General features: G+C 72.4%; 27 protein-coding genes. 2 read left to right on the forward strand and 25 right to left on the reverse strand.

Going from position 1 to position 16151, the window contains the following annotated elements:
- Position 1 precedes the first annotated feature (1 nt).
- The 25 genes from SNR22_RS27700 to SNR22_RS27820 form a co-directional block, all read right to left on the reverse strand.
- A complete protein-coding gene (locus SNR22_RS27700) occupies positions 2-1279 on the reverse strand; it encodes a PBSX family phage terminase large subunit (protein ID WP_320069615.1) in 1278 nt (425 codons plus the stop codon).
- Complete coding sequence (locus SNR22_RS27705; protein WP_320069616.1) at positions 1276-1779, reverse strand: helix-turn-helix domain-containing protein; 504 nt, start codon at positions 1777-1779, stop codon at positions 1276-1278. The genes SNR22_RS27700 and SNR22_RS27705 overlap by 4 nt, the downstream gene beginning before the upstream one ends.
- 194 nt (positions 1780-1973) lie before the next feature.
- Positions 1974-2192, reverse strand: a complete 219-nt coding sequence (locus SNR22_RS27710; RefSeq protein WP_320069617.1) for a hypothetical protein — start codon at positions 2190-2192, stop codon at positions 1974-1976.
- Positions 2189-2449: a hypothetical protein gene (locus tag SNR22_RS27715; RefSeq protein WP_320069618.1), complete on the reverse strand. Its 261-nt coding sequence runs from the start codon at positions 2447-2449 to the stop codon at positions 2189-2191. The genes SNR22_RS27710 and SNR22_RS27715 overlap by 4 nt, the downstream gene beginning before the upstream one ends.
- 163 nt (positions 2450-2612) lie before the next feature.
- On the reverse strand, positions 2613-2864 hold the full coding sequence (locus tag SNR22_RS27720) for a hypothetical protein (protein WP_320069619.1): 252 nt from the start codon (positions 2862-2864) through the stop codon (positions 2613-2615).
- Positions 2861-3133, reverse strand: coding sequence for a hypothetical protein (locus SNR22_RS27725; RefSeq protein WP_320069620.1), 273 nt, complete (start codon positions 3131-3133; stop codon positions 2861-2863). The genes SNR22_RS27720 and SNR22_RS27725 overlap by 4 nt, the downstream gene beginning before the upstream one ends.
- Positions 3130-3726: a hypothetical protein gene (locus SNR22_RS27730; protein ID WP_320069621.1), complete on the reverse strand. Its 597-nt coding sequence runs from the start codon at positions 3724-3726 to the stop codon at positions 3130-3132. Before SNR22_RS27730 ends, SNR22_RS27725 begins: the two co-directional genes overlap by 4 nt.
- Complete coding sequence (locus SNR22_RS27735) at positions 3723-3920, reverse strand: hypothetical protein (RefSeq protein ID WP_320069622.1); 198 nt, start codon at positions 3918-3920, stop codon at positions 3723-3725. The genes SNR22_RS27730 and SNR22_RS27735 overlap by 4 nt, the downstream gene beginning before the upstream one ends.
- On the reverse strand, positions 3917-4204 hold the full coding sequence (locus SNR22_RS27740; RefSeq protein ID WP_320069623.1) for a hypothetical protein: 288 nt from the start codon (positions 4202-4204) through the stop codon (positions 3917-3919). Before SNR22_RS27740 ends, SNR22_RS27735 begins: the two co-directional genes overlap by 4 nt.
- Before the next feature lies 1 nt (position 4205).
- Complete coding sequence (locus tag SNR22_RS27745) at positions 4206-5438, reverse strand: hypothetical protein (RefSeq protein ID WP_320069624.1); 1233 nt, start codon at positions 5436-5438, stop codon at positions 4206-4208.
- A gap of 13 nt (positions 5439-5451) precedes the next feature.
- Positions 5452-6012 (reverse strand): hypothetical protein, encoded by a 561-nt coding sequence (locus SNR22_RS27750; RefSeq protein ID WP_320069625.1) that lies wholly within the window; start codon positions 6010-6012, stop codon positions 5452-5454.
- Between the two features lie 342 nt (positions 6013-6354).
- Positions 6355-7677: an AAA family ATPase gene (locus tag SNR22_RS27755; protein WP_320069626.1), complete on the reverse strand. Its 1323-nt coding sequence runs from the start codon at positions 7675-7677 to the stop codon at positions 6355-6357.
- Positions 7674-7958, reverse strand: coding sequence for a hypothetical protein (locus SNR22_RS27760; protein WP_320069627.1), 285 nt, complete (start codon positions 7956-7958; stop codon positions 7674-7676). The genes SNR22_RS27755 and SNR22_RS27760 overlap by 4 nt, the downstream gene beginning before the upstream one ends.
- 95 nt (positions 7959-8053) lie before the next feature.
- Positions 8054-8905: a hypothetical protein gene (locus tag SNR22_RS27765; protein WP_320069628.1), complete on the reverse strand. Its 852-nt coding sequence runs from the start codon at positions 8903-8905 to the stop codon at positions 8054-8056.
- Positions 8902-9741: a PD-(D/E)XK nuclease-like domain-containing protein gene (locus SNR22_RS27770; RefSeq protein ID WP_320069629.1), complete on the reverse strand. Its 840-nt coding sequence runs from the start codon at positions 9739-9741 to the stop codon at positions 8902-8904. The genes SNR22_RS27765 and SNR22_RS27770 overlap by 4 nt, the downstream gene beginning before the upstream one ends.
- Positions 9738-9893 (reverse strand): hypothetical protein, encoded by a 156-nt coding sequence (locus SNR22_RS27775; RefSeq protein WP_320069630.1) that lies wholly within the window; start codon positions 9891-9893, stop codon positions 9738-9740. Before SNR22_RS27775 ends, SNR22_RS27770 begins: the two co-directional genes overlap by 4 nt.
- A complete protein-coding gene (locus SNR22_RS27780) occupies positions 9890-10273 on the reverse strand; it encodes a WhiB family transcriptional regulator (RefSeq protein ID WP_320069631.1) in 384 nt (127 codons plus the stop codon). Before SNR22_RS27780 ends, SNR22_RS27775 begins: the two co-directional genes overlap by 4 nt.
- Complete coding sequence (locus tag SNR22_RS27785) at positions 10270-10461, reverse strand: hypothetical protein (protein ID WP_320069632.1); 192 nt, start codon at positions 10459-10461, stop codon at positions 10270-10272. The genes SNR22_RS27780 and SNR22_RS27785 overlap by 4 nt, the downstream gene beginning before the upstream one ends.
- Positions 10458-10622 (reverse strand): hypothetical protein, encoded by a 165-nt coding sequence (locus tag SNR22_RS27790; RefSeq protein WP_320069633.1) that lies wholly within the window; start codon positions 10620-10622, stop codon positions 10458-10460. Before SNR22_RS27790 ends, SNR22_RS27785 begins: the two co-directional genes overlap by 4 nt.
- Positions 10619-10963, reverse strand: coding sequence for a hypothetical protein (locus SNR22_RS27795; protein ID WP_320069634.1), 345 nt, complete (start codon positions 10961-10963; stop codon positions 10619-10621). Before SNR22_RS27795 ends, SNR22_RS27790 begins: the two co-directional genes overlap by 4 nt.
- Positions 10960-11301, reverse strand: a complete 342-nt coding sequence (locus SNR22_RS27800) for a hypothetical protein (protein WP_320069635.1) — start codon at positions 11299-11301, stop codon at positions 10960-10962. The genes SNR22_RS27795 and SNR22_RS27800 overlap by 4 nt, the downstream gene beginning before the upstream one ends.
- Positions 11298-12053, reverse strand: a complete 756-nt coding sequence (locus SNR22_RS27805; RefSeq protein ID WP_320069636.1) for a hypothetical protein — start codon at positions 12051-12053, stop codon at positions 11298-11300. The genes SNR22_RS27800 and SNR22_RS27805 overlap by 4 nt, the downstream gene beginning before the upstream one ends.
- Positions 12050-12562, reverse strand: coding sequence for a hypothetical protein (locus SNR22_RS27810; RefSeq protein ID WP_320069637.1), 513 nt, complete (start codon positions 12560-12562; stop codon positions 12050-12052). The genes SNR22_RS27805 and SNR22_RS27810 overlap by 4 nt, the downstream gene beginning before the upstream one ends.
- Positions 12563-12748: 186 nt before the next feature.
- Positions 12749-13540: a phage antirepressor N-terminal domain-containing protein gene (locus SNR22_RS27815; protein ID WP_320069638.1), complete on the reverse strand. Its 792-nt coding sequence runs from the start codon at positions 13538-13540 to the stop codon at positions 12749-12751.
- A gap of 32 nt (positions 13541-13572) precedes the next feature.
- Complete coding sequence (locus tag SNR22_RS27820) at positions 13573-13764, reverse strand: hypothetical protein (RefSeq protein WP_320069639.1); 192 nt, start codon at positions 13762-13764, stop codon at positions 13573-13575.
- Between the two features lie 534 nt (positions 13765-14298).
- On the opposite strand from SNR22_RS27820, the gene SNR22_RS27825 reads away from it, so the two are divergent.
- Together SNR22_RS27825 and SNR22_RS27830 are read left to right on the forward strand one after the other, a co-directional pair.
- Complete coding sequence (locus tag SNR22_RS27825) at positions 14299-14691, forward strand: helix-turn-helix transcriptional regulator (protein ID WP_320069640.1); 393 nt, start codon at positions 14299-14301, stop codon at positions 14689-14691.
- On the forward strand, positions 14691-16121 hold the full coding sequence (locus SNR22_RS27830; protein WP_320069641.1) for a recombinase family protein: 1431 nt from the start codon (positions 14691-14693) through the stop codon (positions 16119-16121). Before SNR22_RS27825 ends, SNR22_RS27830 begins: the two co-directional genes overlap by 1 nt.
- Positions 16122-16151 lie beyond the last annotated feature (30 nt).

Genomic DNA, 16151 nt, shown 5'->3' on the forward strand with positions numbered 1-16151 from the left:
GTCAGGCTGCGAGGTCGAGCGCCCCCCGGACCAGGGGACGCCAGAGCACCTCGGGGGTCTTGATCGCGTACCGGCCGGCGTCGAGCGAGTGGTCGCCCACCTTCACCGGCTTGTCCTCGCCCAACAGGGCGGCTTTCTCGTCCCACACGTAGCCGGGGATCTCTTCGATCCAGCCGGTGCAGGACTCGTGGACGTAGAGCAGGCCCTCGGCGAGGAGGGAGGCGATGAGCCGGATGCCGTCGGCCACGCTGTTGTCGGCGGAGGTGGGGAGCATCCCGTCACGGAAGAGCTGGGTGTTGAAGCTGGCCGCACTGGGGTCGACGCAGATCCAGTCCGGTCGGATGCCCAGCTGGTCGAGCCAGGCACGCAGCCGGGCGGAGTACTCCGCGTCGGTCAGGGACCGCTGCTGCCGCTTGGAGTCCCACCGCCACTCCCGGGCGAGGTATAGCTTCCCGTCGGCGCCCACGCCTAGGAGTAGGCCGGCGAAGGGGTTCGTTGTGCCGTAGTCCACGCCGAGGCTGATCCACCGGGTGATGCCGGGCAGGGTCTTGACGACGTGCTTCTTCTCGTCCCAGCCGTCGTAGACGGTGCCCTCGGCCACGCACCACTCACCGAGGATGTTCCGCCGGTAGTAGAGGCCGGTGTACTGCCGGCGGTACCGCGCCTTGACCGCCTCAGAGAGCACCGGGTTGTCGTCGAGCAGGAACTTCAGCACGTACCAGTCGCCGGCCAGCGGGCCACCCGGGCGAGCGCGCTCGATGCCCTCCGTCATCAGCCAGTGCCGCGGGTTGTCCGGGTTCGTGTTCCCGAAGACCTGCGACCCGTCGACCGAGCACCGGCCGAGGAGCTGCTCGTGGAAGCTGCGAGGCATCAGGGACCACTCGTCGACGTACGCACCACGGCAGGTCATGCCCCGGAGCCGGTTCTCCGAGCGTTCGTCGTTGAAGGTGATGACCTCGACCTGCGTGCCGAGGATCGTGGCGGTCGGTGCGCCCCGGGTGTAGGTGGTCGCCTTCGCGAGCGGGCCGAAGAGCACCGGGTCCCGAAGCGGGTTGAAGATGTTCCGCACCGCCGTGTCGTACGTCTTGGCGGTGACGACCAGGTCCCCGCTCTTCGGGGTCTTCGGGTCGGCGAGGTACATCAACCAGCGCAGCAGCCCCGACGCGGTCTTGCCGGATCGGATCGCACCCTCGGCGAGGTTGACGAAGAGGTTGCTCTCGCAGACGTACTCGATCTGCTTCTCCGACAGGGGCAGGCCGCGAATGTCGATGCCGGTCACGGCGTGCCGCTCTTGCGGGCGTCGATCAGGGCCTGCCGCAGGTCGGTGAGCATGCTCTTCTCGGACTCGTTGCCGGTGGCCTTGTCGTACTCCGCGAGCTTCAGGGCGGTGCCGGCGAGCGCCTGGATGGCGGTGGCGATGTTCCGCTTGTCGGCGAACGGGGGCTCGTCCAGGGTGGTCGAGTTGTAGTCGTTCTCCTTGCCGCCGAAGTTGTAGACGAGGGCTGGCTGGAACATCTGGCCCATGAGCCGGTTGGCCGCGTTCAGGGCGTCGAGCTGGAGTTGGGCGCGGCGTGTGGCCCCGTCGGCCTTCCGCGCTTCGGTGGCCGCTGCGGCTGCCCCTGTGCGCTCGAAGCTGAGGCCCATCTCGGCGGCGATGTTGCTGATGGTTTTGCCCGAGCGGCGGAGTTCCTTCGCGATGGCGTTGCGCCCGAGGCCCTGGGCGTGCAGGGCGCGCACCTGGTCGTGGTCGGCCTGGGTGACGGGGCGAGGGCTGGACATGGGTCACCTCGTCACGGCCCTTGGCCGGTCAGGGGATGGGTGGGGTGGACGGTGTGCGGGCCGGCCGCCGCCGCAGCAGCCGGCCCGCTCTCCCCGCGCGTCCCGTCCCCGGACGCAGTACAGCCCGGGAGCGGTGAGGCTCTACCGGGCTGCGGGCACACTCCGCCTGCGCGGTGTGTGAACAAATCATGCGGTCAGACGGCGGCAAGGTCAAGTCGGCGAGGTCGTCCGCGTGGCGAGCGGCGGACGGTGGCCTCGATGGCGGCGGCCTCGTCGAGAGGGCTGTAGCCCTCAACCGTGGTGAGTCCCTTGCGGTCGCGCCAGCGGCGGACCATGGCCTCGGTGACGTCGGGTCCGAGGCGCTCGGCGAGCTGGACGGCGGTGCCCCACTCCCGGCCGTCGACTCGGATCACTTGGCAATCTCCTGGCCAAGCCGCTGCAAGACCTCTTGCGACGTGGAGTCGGTCGCGATCGCCAAGTGGTAGACGAGCAGAGCAGCAAGGCGAAGGTTCCCCGTGGCCATGGCGACGACGGCCTCGACGGAAACCGCTCCGTCCGGACCTAGCATCTGCTGCGCGCCGTACTGCGCGGCGAAGTCCTCCCCCTCGGTGACCCAAGCCGTGAGGACACTCAGGGCGGCGCGGGCGTTCTCGTTCTCGTCAGCGACCACGGTCCTGATCGTACCTTCCTAGGCTGAAGTGGTTCGGCCGCGCATAACCGTCATTATGGTGCGCGTTTTCTGGGCTTTGGCTGAGTGCTTGCTGTGAATGGTTGACCTTGAGCGCTTCCGGCGGCCCGGGGCGTGAGGTGGATTCGCGCCCCGGGCCGGACGGTCAGACGGGCCCCTCAGTCGCTGCGACCCGGGGTGCAGCAACCTCGCGGTACGCCGCGAGCAGCGGCTCTACCTGGTCCCGGATCTCGGTCCACGCACGGTCCATCTCGGGGCGGTGCGCGGCGGCGGTCATGGTGAGCGCCTCGGCGATGGCGGCGGCCCTGGACGGTCGTGTAACGGTGATCTTGGTCTCCGGGCCGCCGACGCCGAAGACCTTCGTGTCGGTAACCGTGATGGTGACAGTGGTGCTCATGGCTGGGCTTCTCCTTCGGTCTGGGCGTGTGCGGCCCCCGCGACCGCACCAGCAGGTATCACGCGGACGGCGGTTCGGGGCAGCCCGCCGTGGTCGACCATGTGAGCGGCGAGCCACTCGGCGTGGGCGCGGCTTTCGCAGGCCACCTCGGCCAGCCCGGCCGTCGTCCGGATTCGGCCGTCCATCTCGTAGCGGCGGAACATGGCCCACCAGCGCCCGCCCTCGACCGGCCCGATGGCGGCCTCGTCGACCTGGACGGCGTGGCTCATCGGGTCACCGCGACCGCACTGAGCACCACGGCCCGGGGCCAGATGCCGTTGCAGGCGCCGCACACGACCGCGCGGGCGTCCTCGGGGCCGGCGGTGGTGACCTCCAGCCGCCGTTGCCCGCAGTCGGGGCAGGTGCTGGCGATGCCGACCAGCGGCTCCCGGGCGGGGCCGATGCCGAGGGTGCGCCGGGCGGAGCGGTCGAGGTGGCCGAGGGCGACGGCGGTCCGCCCGGCGGCGTGGGCGGACATCGCCGGCACCGCGCGCCGGATGCGGGTGACCGGGTCCATGCCGGGTGCCCCGGGGAGTAGGCCGGCGATGGGGTCCAGCTCGCGGAGGATCGAGCCGAGGGCTTCGGCCCGGGGGTCGGGTCGGGTTGGTGCCCATGCGCCGAGGGCGAGGTCGGCGGTGGGGTCGCCGTGGCCGCCGAGGCCGTGACGGCGGCCGAAGACCTGCGAGGGGATGGCGATGTCGTGGTCGCCGCGGCTGCCGTCGATGGCGCCGGTGAGCGAGGCCTTGGCGGCGGCCTCGAGGGCGGCCAGCGCCGCCTGGAGGGACCAGGCGGCGGCGACGGCGTGCAGGTGGTACGGGGTCACGAGGCTCCTCGGGCGGCGGTGCGGGTGGGGATGATCCGGCGGAGTAGCGGCCCGATGGCCTGGCTGAGCCAGACGGCGGCGAGGGCGACGCAGATGGCGGTACGGGGGCTGCGGGTGGCGGCGTCGAGGGCGAGGGCGGCGGTCGCCCCCGCCACCAGTGCGGTGGCGGAGGCGACCAGCAGGCGGCGGGTCACGCGGGCGGTCCGGCGGGGGCGGGCGTCCAGCGCATTGCGTTGGGGATGTCGGGGGCGAGCCAGCCCGCCCCGTCGAGGGTGAGCTCCACTGTGGACGCGGCCGGCGGGGGCGCCGGCGGGTCGGCCGGGGCGTCGGCGTCGCAGCACTGCCCGTCCGGGGCGGGGCAGCCGTGCAGGCACGACCCGCAGGAGCGGATCTCGCAGTGCTCCCCGGTGTCGTCGGCCAGGCAGGCGGCCGGGTCGCAGATGCAGCAGGCGGGGATGGTGAGGGTGGGCGCGGTCATGTCAGGCCTCCGTGGTGGCCGGGTTGGTGGCCGGGTTGGTGGCCGGGTTGGTGGCGGTCATGTGGTCGGCGGCCTGGTCGGCGTGCTCGGCGAGCAGCGACCGCCAGCGGTCGATCTCCGTGGCGGGGTATAGCCCGGCCCAGGTGCCGTCCCGGCGTGGGTAGAGGCGGCCGAGGGCGTCGGCGAGGCACCCGGCGAGCCGGTCGGCGATGTCGTCCTGCACGCGGTCCGGGCCGGAACCGGGGGGCGGTGCGACGTCGTCCTGCTTGGTGCGCGGGCCCCAGTGATCCGGCCCGAGGGCGGTCGGGCTGGTCCGGGCGGCCGGACCCTCCCAGGAGCGGATGAGCCGGGCGAGGGCCTGACTGAGCAGCGACCCGTGGCCGGTGGCTGCGTGGTGCCAGCACAGCACCTCGTCGATGCGGTTCAGCCAGCCATGCGGCGGCAGGAGGACGAACTCCTCCTGCGTCTCCGGCGCGTCGGTGTCGCTCTCGTCGTCGACGTCGACCAGCAGGGCGGCTCGGGTGGGGCCGTAGTCGGCCTCGATCTCGTCGAGGGTCAACGGTTTGGAGCAGCTCCGCAACGTCCATCGTCCGTCGGGGGCGGGCCACCAGAGCACGCCGTCGCGGTCGACCCGGACGGTCTCGGCGCGGTGCATGGCGTCGGCGAGGCGCTCGCAGTCGTCCCGCTCGTCGCCGCCCTCAGCGCCCCCGTACGCGTCCGTCCCGCCGTCACCCTCCCCGGTGTGCCCGTGGGTGCTGTGCGGCGGCTCAGCGGCGGCGTGGGGCGTGGCACCGGTGTAGGTGACGTTGTAGGCGCGGGCGATGGCGGCGGGCGGGAGGCTGATCATGCGGCCGAGGGCGTCGACCAGGCGGCCCCGGTCGCCGCGGGCCTGGTCGCGCTCGGCGGTCAGCTCCCGTACCGCCCGGTCCTGGCTGCGGGTGTCGGCGTCCTGGCCGTCGTCGTGGCGGTGCTGCTGGTCGGTGTGGCCGCAGGTGCGGGTGGCGGCGAGCCGGTCGGTGTCGGTGGGCGCCGTGCCTGCGCCCCGGTGCTTGACCTCGCAGACAGCGCAGCGGACGCCGCTCCCGCCGTTGTCGTAGATGTGCTCCCCGGGGTAGATGCTGTCGCCGCAGGGGGTGCAGAGGTGCCAGCCGGCGACGGGCGTGCCGCCGGTGGGCCATCCGCCGGTGGGCGGGCCGGCGGGGCGGGTGAGCGGGATGCGGTCGGCGTAGGTCATGGCGGCGGTCTCCTCAGGCGGTCTGGTCGGCGGCGGGCAGGTGGACGGTGGTGGTGTCGTCGCGGCGCCGGCCGTCGAAGTTGCCGACGACGGGCCGGGTGGTGTCGGCGTCCGGGGCGACCGGCGGGGTGCCGTAGCCGGCGGCGCGCAGCAGGGCGGTGGCGTCGGCGAGGAGCATTCGCACCGGGAAGGCGCCGCGGTCGTCGTCGGGGCCGGGTGACTCGCACACCAGGGCGGCGAGCTGGAAGGCGGGCATGTACGCCCACCATCGGCCGGCGTTGGCCGGGCCGACTCCAGCGCGTTGCACGACGAGCAGGCCGACGGCGGCGCGAGCGTTGACGACTTCGCGGGCCAGCTCTTCCATCCAGCGGCTGATGGTGAGGTCGCTGGCGGTGCGGGCTGCGTCGCCGCCTTTCACCTCGATGCACACGCCCGGGCAGCCCGTGATGTCGCCGGCGTCGAGGTGGCCGCGCAATGCGCGTCGTTCGGCGTGGGGCCAGCCGGCGGTGTGGAGGTGGCGGACGGCGGCGGTTTCGGCGGCGGTGCCGATGTCGCGGGGGCGGCGGGGGGTCACGGTTGCTCCTTGGTGCGGAAGGCGGGCTTCTGGCGGGCGAGGCGGTGGAGGGCGGCGGCCTGGCGGGCGGCGAGGTCCGGGTCGGCCGGCTGCGCGGCGGGGGTGTTTTCTTGATCCCTCCCCCCTCTCGGGTCACGTTCCGCCCTCCCTAAAGGAAGGGCGGAAAACGTGACTTTCCGAGGGAGGGGCCGCGTGACTTTCTCTTCTGGGCCGCGTGACTTTCTGACCTGCGGTGATGCGCCGGACGCATCGATGTGTGACTTTCTCCGTGACTTTTGGTCAGACATCGACGTGTGACTTTCTCCGTGACTTTCTTCAACACCGTGAGTCGCGCTCACGTCACTAGACGTATCGGTCATCGGGGGTCTCCTCATCGCTCGTCCACCCGGCCGACGCCGCCGGGAACCAGCGGTCCCCGTGACCCCGACCGCCCTGCCCGTCCGTCGCCCCCCGCTCGATCAGCAGGCCGTGGCGCACCAGCTCGCGGAGCTTCCTGCGGGCCTTCTCCACCTGCGCCCGACTCGGCTTCTCCGTCGAGAACAGGCAGACCGCGCCCTCCTGCGCCGACACGCCCGTGGACGCGCACCGTCGTGCCAGCGCCACCACGTCGGTGTCCTCGTCGTGGTAGACCTCCGCCAGGCCGGTCTCCCGGTTGTGCAGCACCTTCAGCGGGCCCACCTCGTTCATGGGCTGCTTAAGGTGCACGAAGTCCACGACCGGGTCGCCGGGCTCACCCCACAGCAGCACCACCGACCCGGCACCCGACGTCAGCCACGTCGACCCGTAGATGCCGTTGATGTTGTTGGGCTTCCCGCCGTCCGCACCGTTCTTGACGGTGTGATGCAGCTCGACGAGCTGGACACCCTCGGCGAGGGCAAGCTGGCGGGCCCGGTTGTACCCGGCCCCGACCTCGTCCTTGGACAGGCCGACCGCGGCGTCCTTGAGGCTGTCGACGAACACCACGTCGGCGTCGTGCTGTTCGGCGAGGCGGAGCAGGGCGGCCGGGTCGGCGGCGAAGTCGGCTGGCGGGGGGCCGGACCAGAACCGCAGGATCTCCGCGAGGTAGCCCCGGCCGAGCTCCTCCTCGGCGTCGGTGAACATCCGTGCCAGGTTGCGGCGGGCCTGCTCGGGCCGGTCCATGGCGAGGTACAGCACCCGCCGCGTGCACGGCTCGACCGGGAAGCCGAAGACGTCGCCGGGGAGCCCGACTGCCGCCCGCAGGATCTGCCCGGCGATAGTCGTTTTCCCGACGCCCTGCGGGCCGGCGATCATCAGCGCTTCGCCGCGTGCCCACAGGATGTCCTCGCCCTTGCCCCACAGTGCTGGCGGCGTCGGGGGGATGTCGAGCAGGAAGGTTGCGCCGTCCTGGACGCGTGTCTCGTCGCGGGCCTGGGCTTTGGCGAGGGCGGCTTGCTCTTCGGCGTATGCGGCCTCGGCTGCGGCGCGGGCCTTGATCCGGACCAGCTCCCGTTCGGTTTCCGCCGCAAGGAGCTGCCGCTCCCGGATGGTGCGGGCCTCAGCGCGGGCGGCTTCGACTTCGGTGCGGGCGGCGTCGGTCTGCCGTTCCCACGCGGCGTGCTCGGCCGGGTGCTCCGCCGGGTCGAAGGGGTTGGGCTCGGCCGGTGCCACGGTGTCCATGCCCTCCCACAGGCTGATGTCGGTCACGCCGCCACCGCTCCGAGGTGCCGGACGGGCCGGCCGGTTTCCCAGTCGACGGGCCCGCCCGGGTAGATCCGGTACGGGCGGTCGGCGCGCAGGGCGGCGAGGCGGGCGACCTGGTCCATGTCGTCGAGGCGGGCCTGGACGCGCTGCTCGCGGGTGGCCCGCGGTTCGGCCATCTCCGCCCAGGTGCCGCGCAGGTCGTTGATGTCGGCGTCGTACCGGCCGCGCAGGTAGGCGGTGTACAGCAGGGTGTGGACCTCGGTGGTGCTGTATGTCGGGTGCATCAGGTCCCCCTGGTCGTCGTGGTGCTGGTCGTGTGGGTGGCGCCCCGTCGCGCGCTCGATGCGCGGTGCCGGCCTCATCCGGGCGGGGCGGGCCGTCAGGCGGCCTGGGCGATCTGCTCGGAGCGGGCCCGCCAGGCGGCGGTGACCTGCGGGTCGCGGATGCCGCGGTCGAGGCAGAGGGCCTTGATCTCGTCGAGGCGGTCCTGGGTGGCGGCGTCGGTGATCTCGGCGAGGATGTCCGCTGCGGTGATCAGCCCGTCGCGCTCGCCGGGCTCCCAGGGGGCGATGGTGTCGTCGCTGGCCTCGATCGCGGGCGCGGGCTCGGCGGCGGGGAGGAAGTCGGCGGCGGACACGATCCGCGGCGCGGGCCGGGCCTCGACGGTGACGCCCTGGTCGCGGATTTCCTCGGCGGTGTAGGGCATGCCCATGATCGCGTCGGAGGCGATCCACCGGCACACCTCGGAGGTGGCCCGGGCGATGAGCATCGCGGCGGGCTGGCGCTTCCACTGGTCCTTGCCGAGGAGCTGCATCTGCCGGGCCCGCTCCAGGTCCCAGGTGGACGTCTGCCAGTCGGGGTCGCCGCGGCGGCGGCCGGACACGACGGCCCGCTCCGGGGTGGACTCGTCGATGCGGATGTCGTGGCCGAGGCCTTGGGCGATGGCCCGCAACGTGATGGCCTTGGGGGCGGGGGTGCCCTGGATGTTGTCGAACGCCCGCAGCGAGGCCAGCGGGCTGAGGCCGACCTCGGCGCCGGCGAGGATCGCGGCGCAGCCCTCCTGCGGCTTGCCCTTGTACGCGGCAGGTACGAACTGGGTGTTGCAGAGGGTCTCGGCGAGCCGGTATGCGGCGTCGGCGGCCTGCGCCCACTGGGCGAGCTGGGCGGTGCCGGGCTGGTGTCCGGTGGGGATGGTGAGGTGCTGGTCGTTGCGGACGGCGATGTCGGTCATCGGGTGAACTCCTCGGTGCGGGTGGCCCACGGGGGCAGCGAGATGGTGGTGATGTCGGCCGGGTAGCCGGGCCAGTCGCCGGTCCGGGTGCACTCGGCGAACACGTCGAGCGCCTGGTCGTTGACCCACCGGCCGGCGGCGAGGGCGTCGGCGTCGAGTTGCACGACGTGGATCAGGTGCGGGGGCGACTTCTCGACGAACACGAACAGGAAGGGCAGGTCCTGGCCGAGGAGCGCCCGGACGGCCTCGCGGTAGAAGTCGCCCTGGGCGTGGTAGCCGTAGCGGCCGATGGCCTTGCGGATGTGCTCTTCGTCGGCGGACTCGCAGGTTTTGAGGTCGACGATCGCGTCGCCGCGGAGGAAGTCCGGGCGGGCCCGCCGCCAGATGCCGGTTCGGTCGTCCGGCCAGAACAGGGACTGCTCGGGCTGGCCGTCGGAGAGCAGGGCGTTGGCGAGGGGGTGGGCGTGGACGGCGTCGGCCATCGCCTGGACGGCGTCGTGTTCGGCCTGCTTGAGCGGGACACCGCCGGCCTCCCGGATCTCGGCGACTGTCGCCTTGGCGGCCTTGGTGTCCCACCGGTCGCCGGGTACGACCTCGAGGTGCGGCCCGGTGCCGAGGATCATCTGGTGGGCGGCGTGGCCGACGTCGAACGCCTTGCTGGGTGCCGGCGGGTGGCGCCGGTCGTAGTCGTATCGGGCGGGGCAGGTGGTGAGGAGCTTGCGGGCGCCGGACGACGAGAGGCTGCCGGCGGGCACCGGGTCGGCGTGGTACGTCGCGTCGGTCATGTCCGGGTAGATGCCGGGCTCGGTGATGACGAGCACCTCGGTGGTGGTCACCGTCGTCCTCCCTTGATGAGTCGGAGCGGCCGCCCGGCGGGCTCGCACCCGGGGTGCCGGTCGTAGACGGCGGGGGTGCCGTCGTGGCCGGCCGCTGCGGCGGGGTCGAGCCGGGTGCCGCACTTGCGGCACAGGGCGCGGGGGGCGGTCATCGGCGGTTCCTCCGGCGGGAGCGGGTGTCGTTGGTGCGGGCGCAGGGCCGGCAGCGGATCTGAGTGGTCAGCCGCGGCACGAACAGGTCGTGGCAGCGGGCGCACCGCCGGGCCTGCCGTTGGCTGGCGAGGTTGCGGCGTTCGGGTCCGGTGAGGGCGGCGCGGATGCCGTGCCAGTCACGTAGGGCGATGGACTCGGCGAGGCAGTGGGCGGCGACGGGGCAGCTGGCGCAGACCTTCTTTGCGGCCTGCTCGCCGGTGTGGTCGCCGTCGTCGGGGTGCATGTTGATGCTGCTGGTGGCGCAGTTGCCGTCGAGTCGCCAGCTGCGGTCGGGGGTGTCGGGGTAGCGGGTGGTCCGGGTGATGGCGGGGGCGGTCATGCCTGCTCCTTCCGGGTGGCGGCCAGGACGGCGTCCGGGTCGACGGGGGCGGTGGTGGCGAGGTCGGCGAGCGCCCCGGCCGGCGTGGTGGTGCGGAGGCCGTCGACCCACTGCTCGATGGGGTCGGGCTCCGGCCCGCTGCCGGGGCTGCGGCGGGTGATGGCGGCGATCACCTGGCGGGGGCTCACCGGGTGCCCCGGCGGTGCTCGCCGGTGTAGCCGGCCGGGCGGGTCGGGGTCGGGGCCGTGGTCGGCCGGCGGATCGCGGTGGGCAGGATGGCCGTGGGGAGGTCGCGGTGGTCCGCGTTGGGCCGGCGAACGGCCAGCAGCTCGCGGTACGTGGCGGTCATCGGGCGTCTCCGGGGGTGTTGAAGTCGGCGGGCGAGCACGCCCAGACCTGGCGGAGGGTGTGGATGTCCAGCGCCGGCAGCAGGTCGGCGTCGGGGGTGAGGGCGGCCTGGGCGGTGTCGGCCCGCCGCAGCGCGGACAGCTCCGCCCGGAGCGGCCCCTCACGGCGATGGGCGTCGAGCAGCTCGCGGCGGGCGGCCGTGAGGTCCCGGCGGAGGTCGTCGCGCTCGCCGGCGAGCTGGTCGGCGTCGAGTGCGTCCATCCGGCCCAGGGCCACCGCGGCGATCGCGACGACGACGGCGACGGCCAGGGCGACGGTGAGGTACCGCTCGGCGGTGGTCACGCGGCCCACCGCATCCCGCCGGCGAGCGCCGGCTGGTAGTAGGCGAGGGTCTCGGCGAGCTGGTCGGGGGTGAGCCGGCCCAGCGCCCAGAGGGCGTGCGCGACCGGGTCGTCTGCGAGGCCGACGCTCTCGGGGGTGATCTCGACGTACCCGCCGAGCAGCGCCGGGTCGGTGCCGCGCGGGAAGTCGGGGTCGTCGGCGAGGGTGAACGGGTGGGGCATGGTCTCCGCCGTGATGAGGGGGATGAGTGGTGCGGTCGCCGGGAAGAAGGTGGGGCCGCCCGTGGTGCCGGGGATGGGCCCGAGCGGGCGCACCGGGGGCAGGTCGGGGGCGGTCACCGGGTGCCGCCGGCGGGCTCCAAGGTGACCTTCACGCCGAGGGCCTTGGCGTGCTGGCGGGCGGCCGCGCGCAGCGCGGTGCGGGCCTTGGCCTTGCTCGGGCCACAGTTGATGACGACGACGTCGCCGCCACCGTCGGGCCGGTGGCGCACCGTCCACCCGCCCTCGCGGCTGTAGTGGGCCTCTGCCACGGGATCCTTGTTCTCGGCGTGGTAGACCGTGTCGAGGGTGACCACCGCGTACATCGGCGCGGCGCGGTCGTAGCGGTACTCGCAAATGCGGATCTCGGGGGTGCCGTGCGGGCGCCTAGGCGGGGCGACCGCGTCGAGCTGACGCCAGCCCGGGATGGACCACGAGTAGTCGGGGCCGGTCTTGTCGGTCCACACCCGCATCGGCGCGTACTCGTTGGCCTGCTCGATTCGCTCGACGGTTTCCCACCGGCCCAGCCGGGAGAAGAACTGCCAGCCCGGGGCCAGTTGTTCCGCCTTCGGGCGGATGTCGTCGCAGCCCACGCACTGCTTGTTGCCGCCGCAGCTTCGGCAGGTCGGCTCGTGCTTGTGCAGGACCTCCGCGGCCAGGCCCCGGCGCTGTCGCAGGATCCGCAGGACGCTGGAGACCGCGGCCCTCTCGTCGATCTCTTCGACCGCGATGCACAGCTCGGAAAGCGCGTGGTCGAAGTCGTAGTCGTCGGTCGGCAGGTACGGAACCTTCGCGTTGGCCTCGTACCGCCGGGACCAGTCGGAGACGGTCATGCGCTCGTCACCTCGTCCTCGATGACGACGGACGTGCCGGTGACCGCCCCGTACGCGGTCAGGGCGACGGCGAGGCGCTGGAGCGCCAGGAAGCGGCGGTTGGTCGCCCGGTGGTGGCGCATGCGCACGTCGCGGGAGGCGTCGACCGCGTAGGCGTAGGCGTGGGTGGCCTCGCCGTAGCGGACGGTCATCAGGCGGATGGCGTCCAGGAGCTGGTCGACAGCCTGGGTGGTCGGGGTGCCGTAGCCGCAGTAGGAACAGCCACGCGAGTAGGAGCGGGTCTGCTGGCCGCACCGGGGGCAACGGCCGACGTCGCCGACGGCCGGGGCAGCCGCGCTGGCCTGGTGCGCCTCGTACGCGGCGGCCAGCGACGCGTACGCCTGGCCCTGGATCAGCTCGACGTCGACGCCGACGCCGGCGCTGGCGTCCAGGTGCCCGGCGGCGATCACCGCGCGGACGGCCTCGAGCAGGTCGGGCGTCGGGGTCGGGGTGGCGGTCGGGTGGTTCATGGGATACTCCCTGGGGTCTGGCGCTCCGCGGTGTCCTGGCAGGGATGCGGGGCGCTGATCTGTGTCGCGGGCCGGGCGGCCCGGACAGGGCTCAGGCGGCGGTGCGGGGGGTGGGCTTCGGGGCGTTCGGCCCGGACTGGCCCGGGCGGCCCGGCTGGATCGGGGCCGGCGTGGACGGCTTGGCGCTCATGCGGACATCAGCGCCATCGGCGGGTCGTAGTCCGCCGCGTACCAGGCCTCCCAGACCTGGTCGAACAGCGGCCGGTCCGCCTCGGTGTAGCCGGCGACCCGGCGGGTGGTGCCGCCGATGAACCGCTCCACCGCCGGCGGGTCCTCGCCGTGCGCGGTGACGAACGCCGCCTTCAGGCGCTTGCCGAACACCGAACCGATGGACCGCAGGTCGGAGCCGGTGACGCCGCGCTCCTCCAGGTACTCACCGGTCGTGAGCGGACGCATCTCGGTCGGCACCTCGGGCTCTTCGCCGAGGGCGCGGGCCACCGTGTGGCGGGTCTTGACCTCCAGCCACCGCCGGTCCACGAGGCCGTCGGCGAGGCGCAGCACGCGCATCTGCCGCTCGGCGTGGCCGATGATGGCGTCGAGCTGGTCGCCGGTGGCGCGCGGGTTGATGACGCCGCCCCGGGTCCAGTACGCCTCGATGACGTCGGCCACCTCCGCCTGGTAGGCGATCAGGAGGGGCCGGGCGTGCTCGGCGACGCGGGACGCGGGGATGGTCGCGAGGGCCATGAGGAAGGTGCGGACGTCGGCGGTGACGACGTTGCGGGTCTGGTCGTCGCCCGGGACCTGCACTGCCGTAACAGCAGTGGAGGCCCACGGCTGACTCTTGACCTTGGCGATCTGCCGGTCGGCGTCGAGGCCGATGGCCTCGAAGGCGGCGCGGAGCACGACGTGCGGCCGGCCGTCGATCTCGACGGCGAGCAGGTCGGTGCCGTGGAACGGGATGCGGACGATGTCGGTCACGCGAGTCCTTTCGGTCGGGGTGGGGCGAGGGGTTAGGCGGCGGTCTGCTGCCTGGCAGCGGCCTTGCGCCGCCAGATGGCGACCTGGATCTCGGCGAGGACCTGAGACATGGCCTCGGCGGCCTGCCGGCCGGCCTCGCTGTCCGGGTCGAGGGGCGTGATACGCGGGGCGCGAGGCCCGGATGGCGGCGGCGGGGTAATAGGCGCGCTGGGCGGGTGCGTCATCGCTCCGCGACCTTCTCGAAGAGGGCGTCGACGGTGGTTCCCATGTCGGAGGCCATCCGCATGGCCAGCGGGAGGCTCGGCAGGTGCCGGCCGCTCCGGATGTTGAACATGTGCTGCCTTCCGATCCCGTGGAGCCGGGCCTGGGCCACGACTCGCCGGACGTTCCGGGTGACCGCGAGCGCGTCGTACACCTCAAGTCGGAGACGAATTTTCGCGTCGCTTTGAGGGGTAGAAGCGTCGCGCTTGTGCGTCGCTTGCATGTCAGCACCGTAGACCGTCGCCATACCGCGACGCAAGAGGATGACGCCATATGGCGACGGGCGCACCCATCTGGCCGAGGGCTAGTCAGCCGGGCGACGCCTGCCGTATCGTCGCGTCGACACGACACACGAGGAGGTTTGCACGATGGCCCAGATACAAAACGTCGCCGGACAGCGACTGATCAGGAGGCGCGGTGGCCTGCTGATTAGCGCCGCGAAACAGCGACGCCCACCGAACAACCAAGATCCGTATGCGTCGGCCTACCGTGTACCCATGGGCGACGGTAGGGAGCTGCGGGAGAGCTGGTCGGAGTACCTGCGCCGGATGACCGACCGCCCGGGCTGGAGCGTCGCCAAACTGGCCCGCGAATCGAAGATCCACCGGGCCACGATCTTCAAGTGGATCTCCGGCAAGGGCGGGGCGAACATGGCCAGTGTCCAGGCCATCGCCGAGGCCCTCGGCGACGACACCGGAAACGCCCTTCGGGCTGCCAGCAACTCGGGCGCCATCGAGGAAGACTTCGACGAAGACCTGCGGACCATCATCCGCCGACTGAAGACACCCGGCATCAGCGACGCCGAGCGCACAGCCATCCGGGGCACCCTGAAATACCTGGCCGACCTCGCCGACCAGGCCGAACGCGGGGAAGGCCGCGCCGCCAGCTGATGCCGCCCCGTCGCCGTCTCGCCGCCGTACCCGACCGCCCCACCCGCGTCGTCCTCTACATCCGGGTCAGCGCCCTCATGGGCCGTGGCGGCGACGACTTCCACTCACCGGACGTGCAGACCTCCGCGATGCGCCGCGCCACCACGGGCATGACCGAGGTCGCCGTCATCGACGACATCGACGTTTCTGGCACCCACTTCAGCCGCGAGGGCATCGACCGCGTCCGGGCGCTCGCCCGCACCGGACAGCTCGACGCCATCGCCGTCTACGACGTCTCCCGCTTCGGCCGTGACGTCCTGGAGTCGCTGCTGATCCTGCGCGAGCTGTCCCAGTCTGGCGTCCGCATCATCTCCGCCTGCGAGCAGATCGACACCTCCAGCCCGGCCGGCGAAATGATGCTCATCAACCTGCTCAACGTTGCCCAGTACCGGGCGCGGGAGATCGGCCGCAGCTGGTCCAACGCCATCGCCCGGAGGGCCGAAACGGGCAAGCATCACGGCCGGCCGCTCGGCTACGTCAAACGCGAAAAGCGGCTCGTCCCTGACCCTGTCGTTGGCCCAGCCATCGCCGAAGCGTTCCGACGCTACGCCGCCGGTGAGCCGATCGGCGAGGTCACCGCATACCTCGCGGCGGCCCGAGGTGCCACGATGGTCAGCGCGAACGTGAAGAAGATGCTCCGAAACCCCAGCTACCTCGGGCAGGTCGTCGCCGGAGATCAGGTCTACCCGGGCGAGCATGATCCGCTCGTCGACGCCGACACCTGGCAGCGTGTCCAGGATCGACTCACAGAGGAGGCCGGCACCGCGCCCCGGGTGCTGCAGCACACATGGCCGATGGTTGGGATCACCGAGTGCCCGAGAGGCCACTCGGTACAGCGCCAGGGCGACCGGCTGATGTGCATCCGCCAGCGCAGCGACATCAAGGGCCAGGAGGCATGCCCGGGGATCGGCCGGCCCCTGCTCGCTCTTGTCGAGGCGGAGACCCTGCGGCAGGTGGCGGAGTACGCGGCACGGCTATGTACCGACGCCGGTCAGCGAGCCGCGCGGATGGCTCGGATCACCGCGACCCGAGGCGACCGGGACCGCCTGGAGCGGCAGCTGCAGACAGTCAGGGCGGGCATGGTGCGGGTGACGACCCGCAACGCGCTGGAGGAGATCTCCGACGAGGTGTACCGGCAGTCCCTCGCCGAACTGCGTGCCAGCGAGACGGCGCTGAGTGGGGAGCTGGCACGACTCGGCCCCGTCGTGGACATCCCGGACCCGGACGTCGAAGCGGCGGCGGTGTCCACGCTGCTCGTCCTTTGGCCAAAGATGACGAACGCGGAACGGAAACGGGCGCTACGCACGGTGGTTGATCGGGTGGTGGTGCGGCCTACGGCGTACTGGCGGGAGCCGGAGAAAGATCGCGTGAAGGCCCTTTTCCGCTGGTAGGCGTATTCAATCTTTGCAATCTCCCACGAT

It is taken from the genome of Micromonospora sp. RTGN7, assembly GCF_033804645.1.
Lineage (GTDB): Bacteria > Actinomycetota > Actinomycetes > Mycobacteriales > Micromonosporaceae > Micromonospora.

Bases quoted from the DNA above. Each gene is read 5' to 3' on its own strand.
- SNR22_RS27705 (WP_320069616.1), bottom strand. From the start codon at position 1,779: ATGTCCAGCCCTCGCCCCGTCACCCAGGCCGACCACGACCAGGTGCGC.
- SNR22_RS27720 (WP_320069619.1), bottom strand. From the start codon at position 2,864: ATGAGCACCACTGTCACCATCACGGTTACCGACACGAAGGTCTTCGGC.
- SNR22_RS27725 (WP_320069620.1), bottom strand. From the start codon at position 3,133: ATGAGCCACGCCGTCCAGGTCGACGAGGCCGCCATCGGGCCGGTCGAG.
- SNR22_RS27740 (WP_320069623.1), bottom strand. From the start codon at position 4,204: ATGACCGCGCCCACCCTCACCATCCCCGCCTGCTGCATCTGCGACCCG.
- SNR22_RS27745 (WP_320069624.1), bottom strand. From the start codon at position 5,438: ATGACCTACGCCGACCGCATCCCGCTCACCCGCCCCGCCGGCCCGCCC.
- SNR22_RS27760 (WP_320069627.1), bottom strand. From the start codon at position 7,958: ATGCACCCGACATACAGCACCACCGAGGTCCACACCCTGCTGTACACC.
- SNR22_RS27765 (WP_320069628.1), bottom strand. From the start codon at position 8,905: ATGACCGACATCGCCGTCCGCAACGACCAGCACCTCACCATCCCCACC.
- SNR22_RS27775 (WP_320069630.1), bottom strand. From the start codon at position 9,893: ATGACCGCCCCCCGCGCCCTGTGCCGCAAGTGCGGCACCCGGCTCGAC.
- SNR22_RS27780 (WP_320069631.1), bottom strand. From the start codon at position 10,273: ATGACCGCCCCCGCCATCACCCGGACCACCCGCTACCCCGACACCCCC.
- SNR22_RS27790 (WP_320069633.1), bottom strand. From the start codon at position 10,622: ATGACCGCCACGTACCGCGAGCTGCTGGCCGTTCGCCGGCCCAACGCG.
- SNR22_RS27805 (WP_320069636.1), bottom strand. From the start codon at position 12,053: ATGACCGTCTCCGACTGGTCCCGGCGGTACGAGGCCAACGCGAAGGTT.
- SNR22_RS27810 (WP_320069637.1), bottom strand. From the start codon at position 12,562: ATGAACCACCCGACCGCCACCCCGACCCCGACGCCCGACCTGCTCGAG.
- SNR22_RS27820 (WP_320069639.1), bottom strand. From the start codon at position 13,764: ATGACGCACCCGCCCAGCGCGCCTATTACCCCGCCGCCGCCATCCGGG.
- SNR22_RS27825 (WP_320069640.1), top strand. From the start codon at position 14,299: ATGGGCGACGGTAGGGAGCTGCGGGAGAGCTGGTCGGAGTACCTGCGC.
- SNR22_RS27830 (WP_320069641.1), top strand. From the start codon at position 14,691: ATGCCGCCCCGTCGCCGTCTCGCCGCCGTACCCGACCGCCCCACCCGC.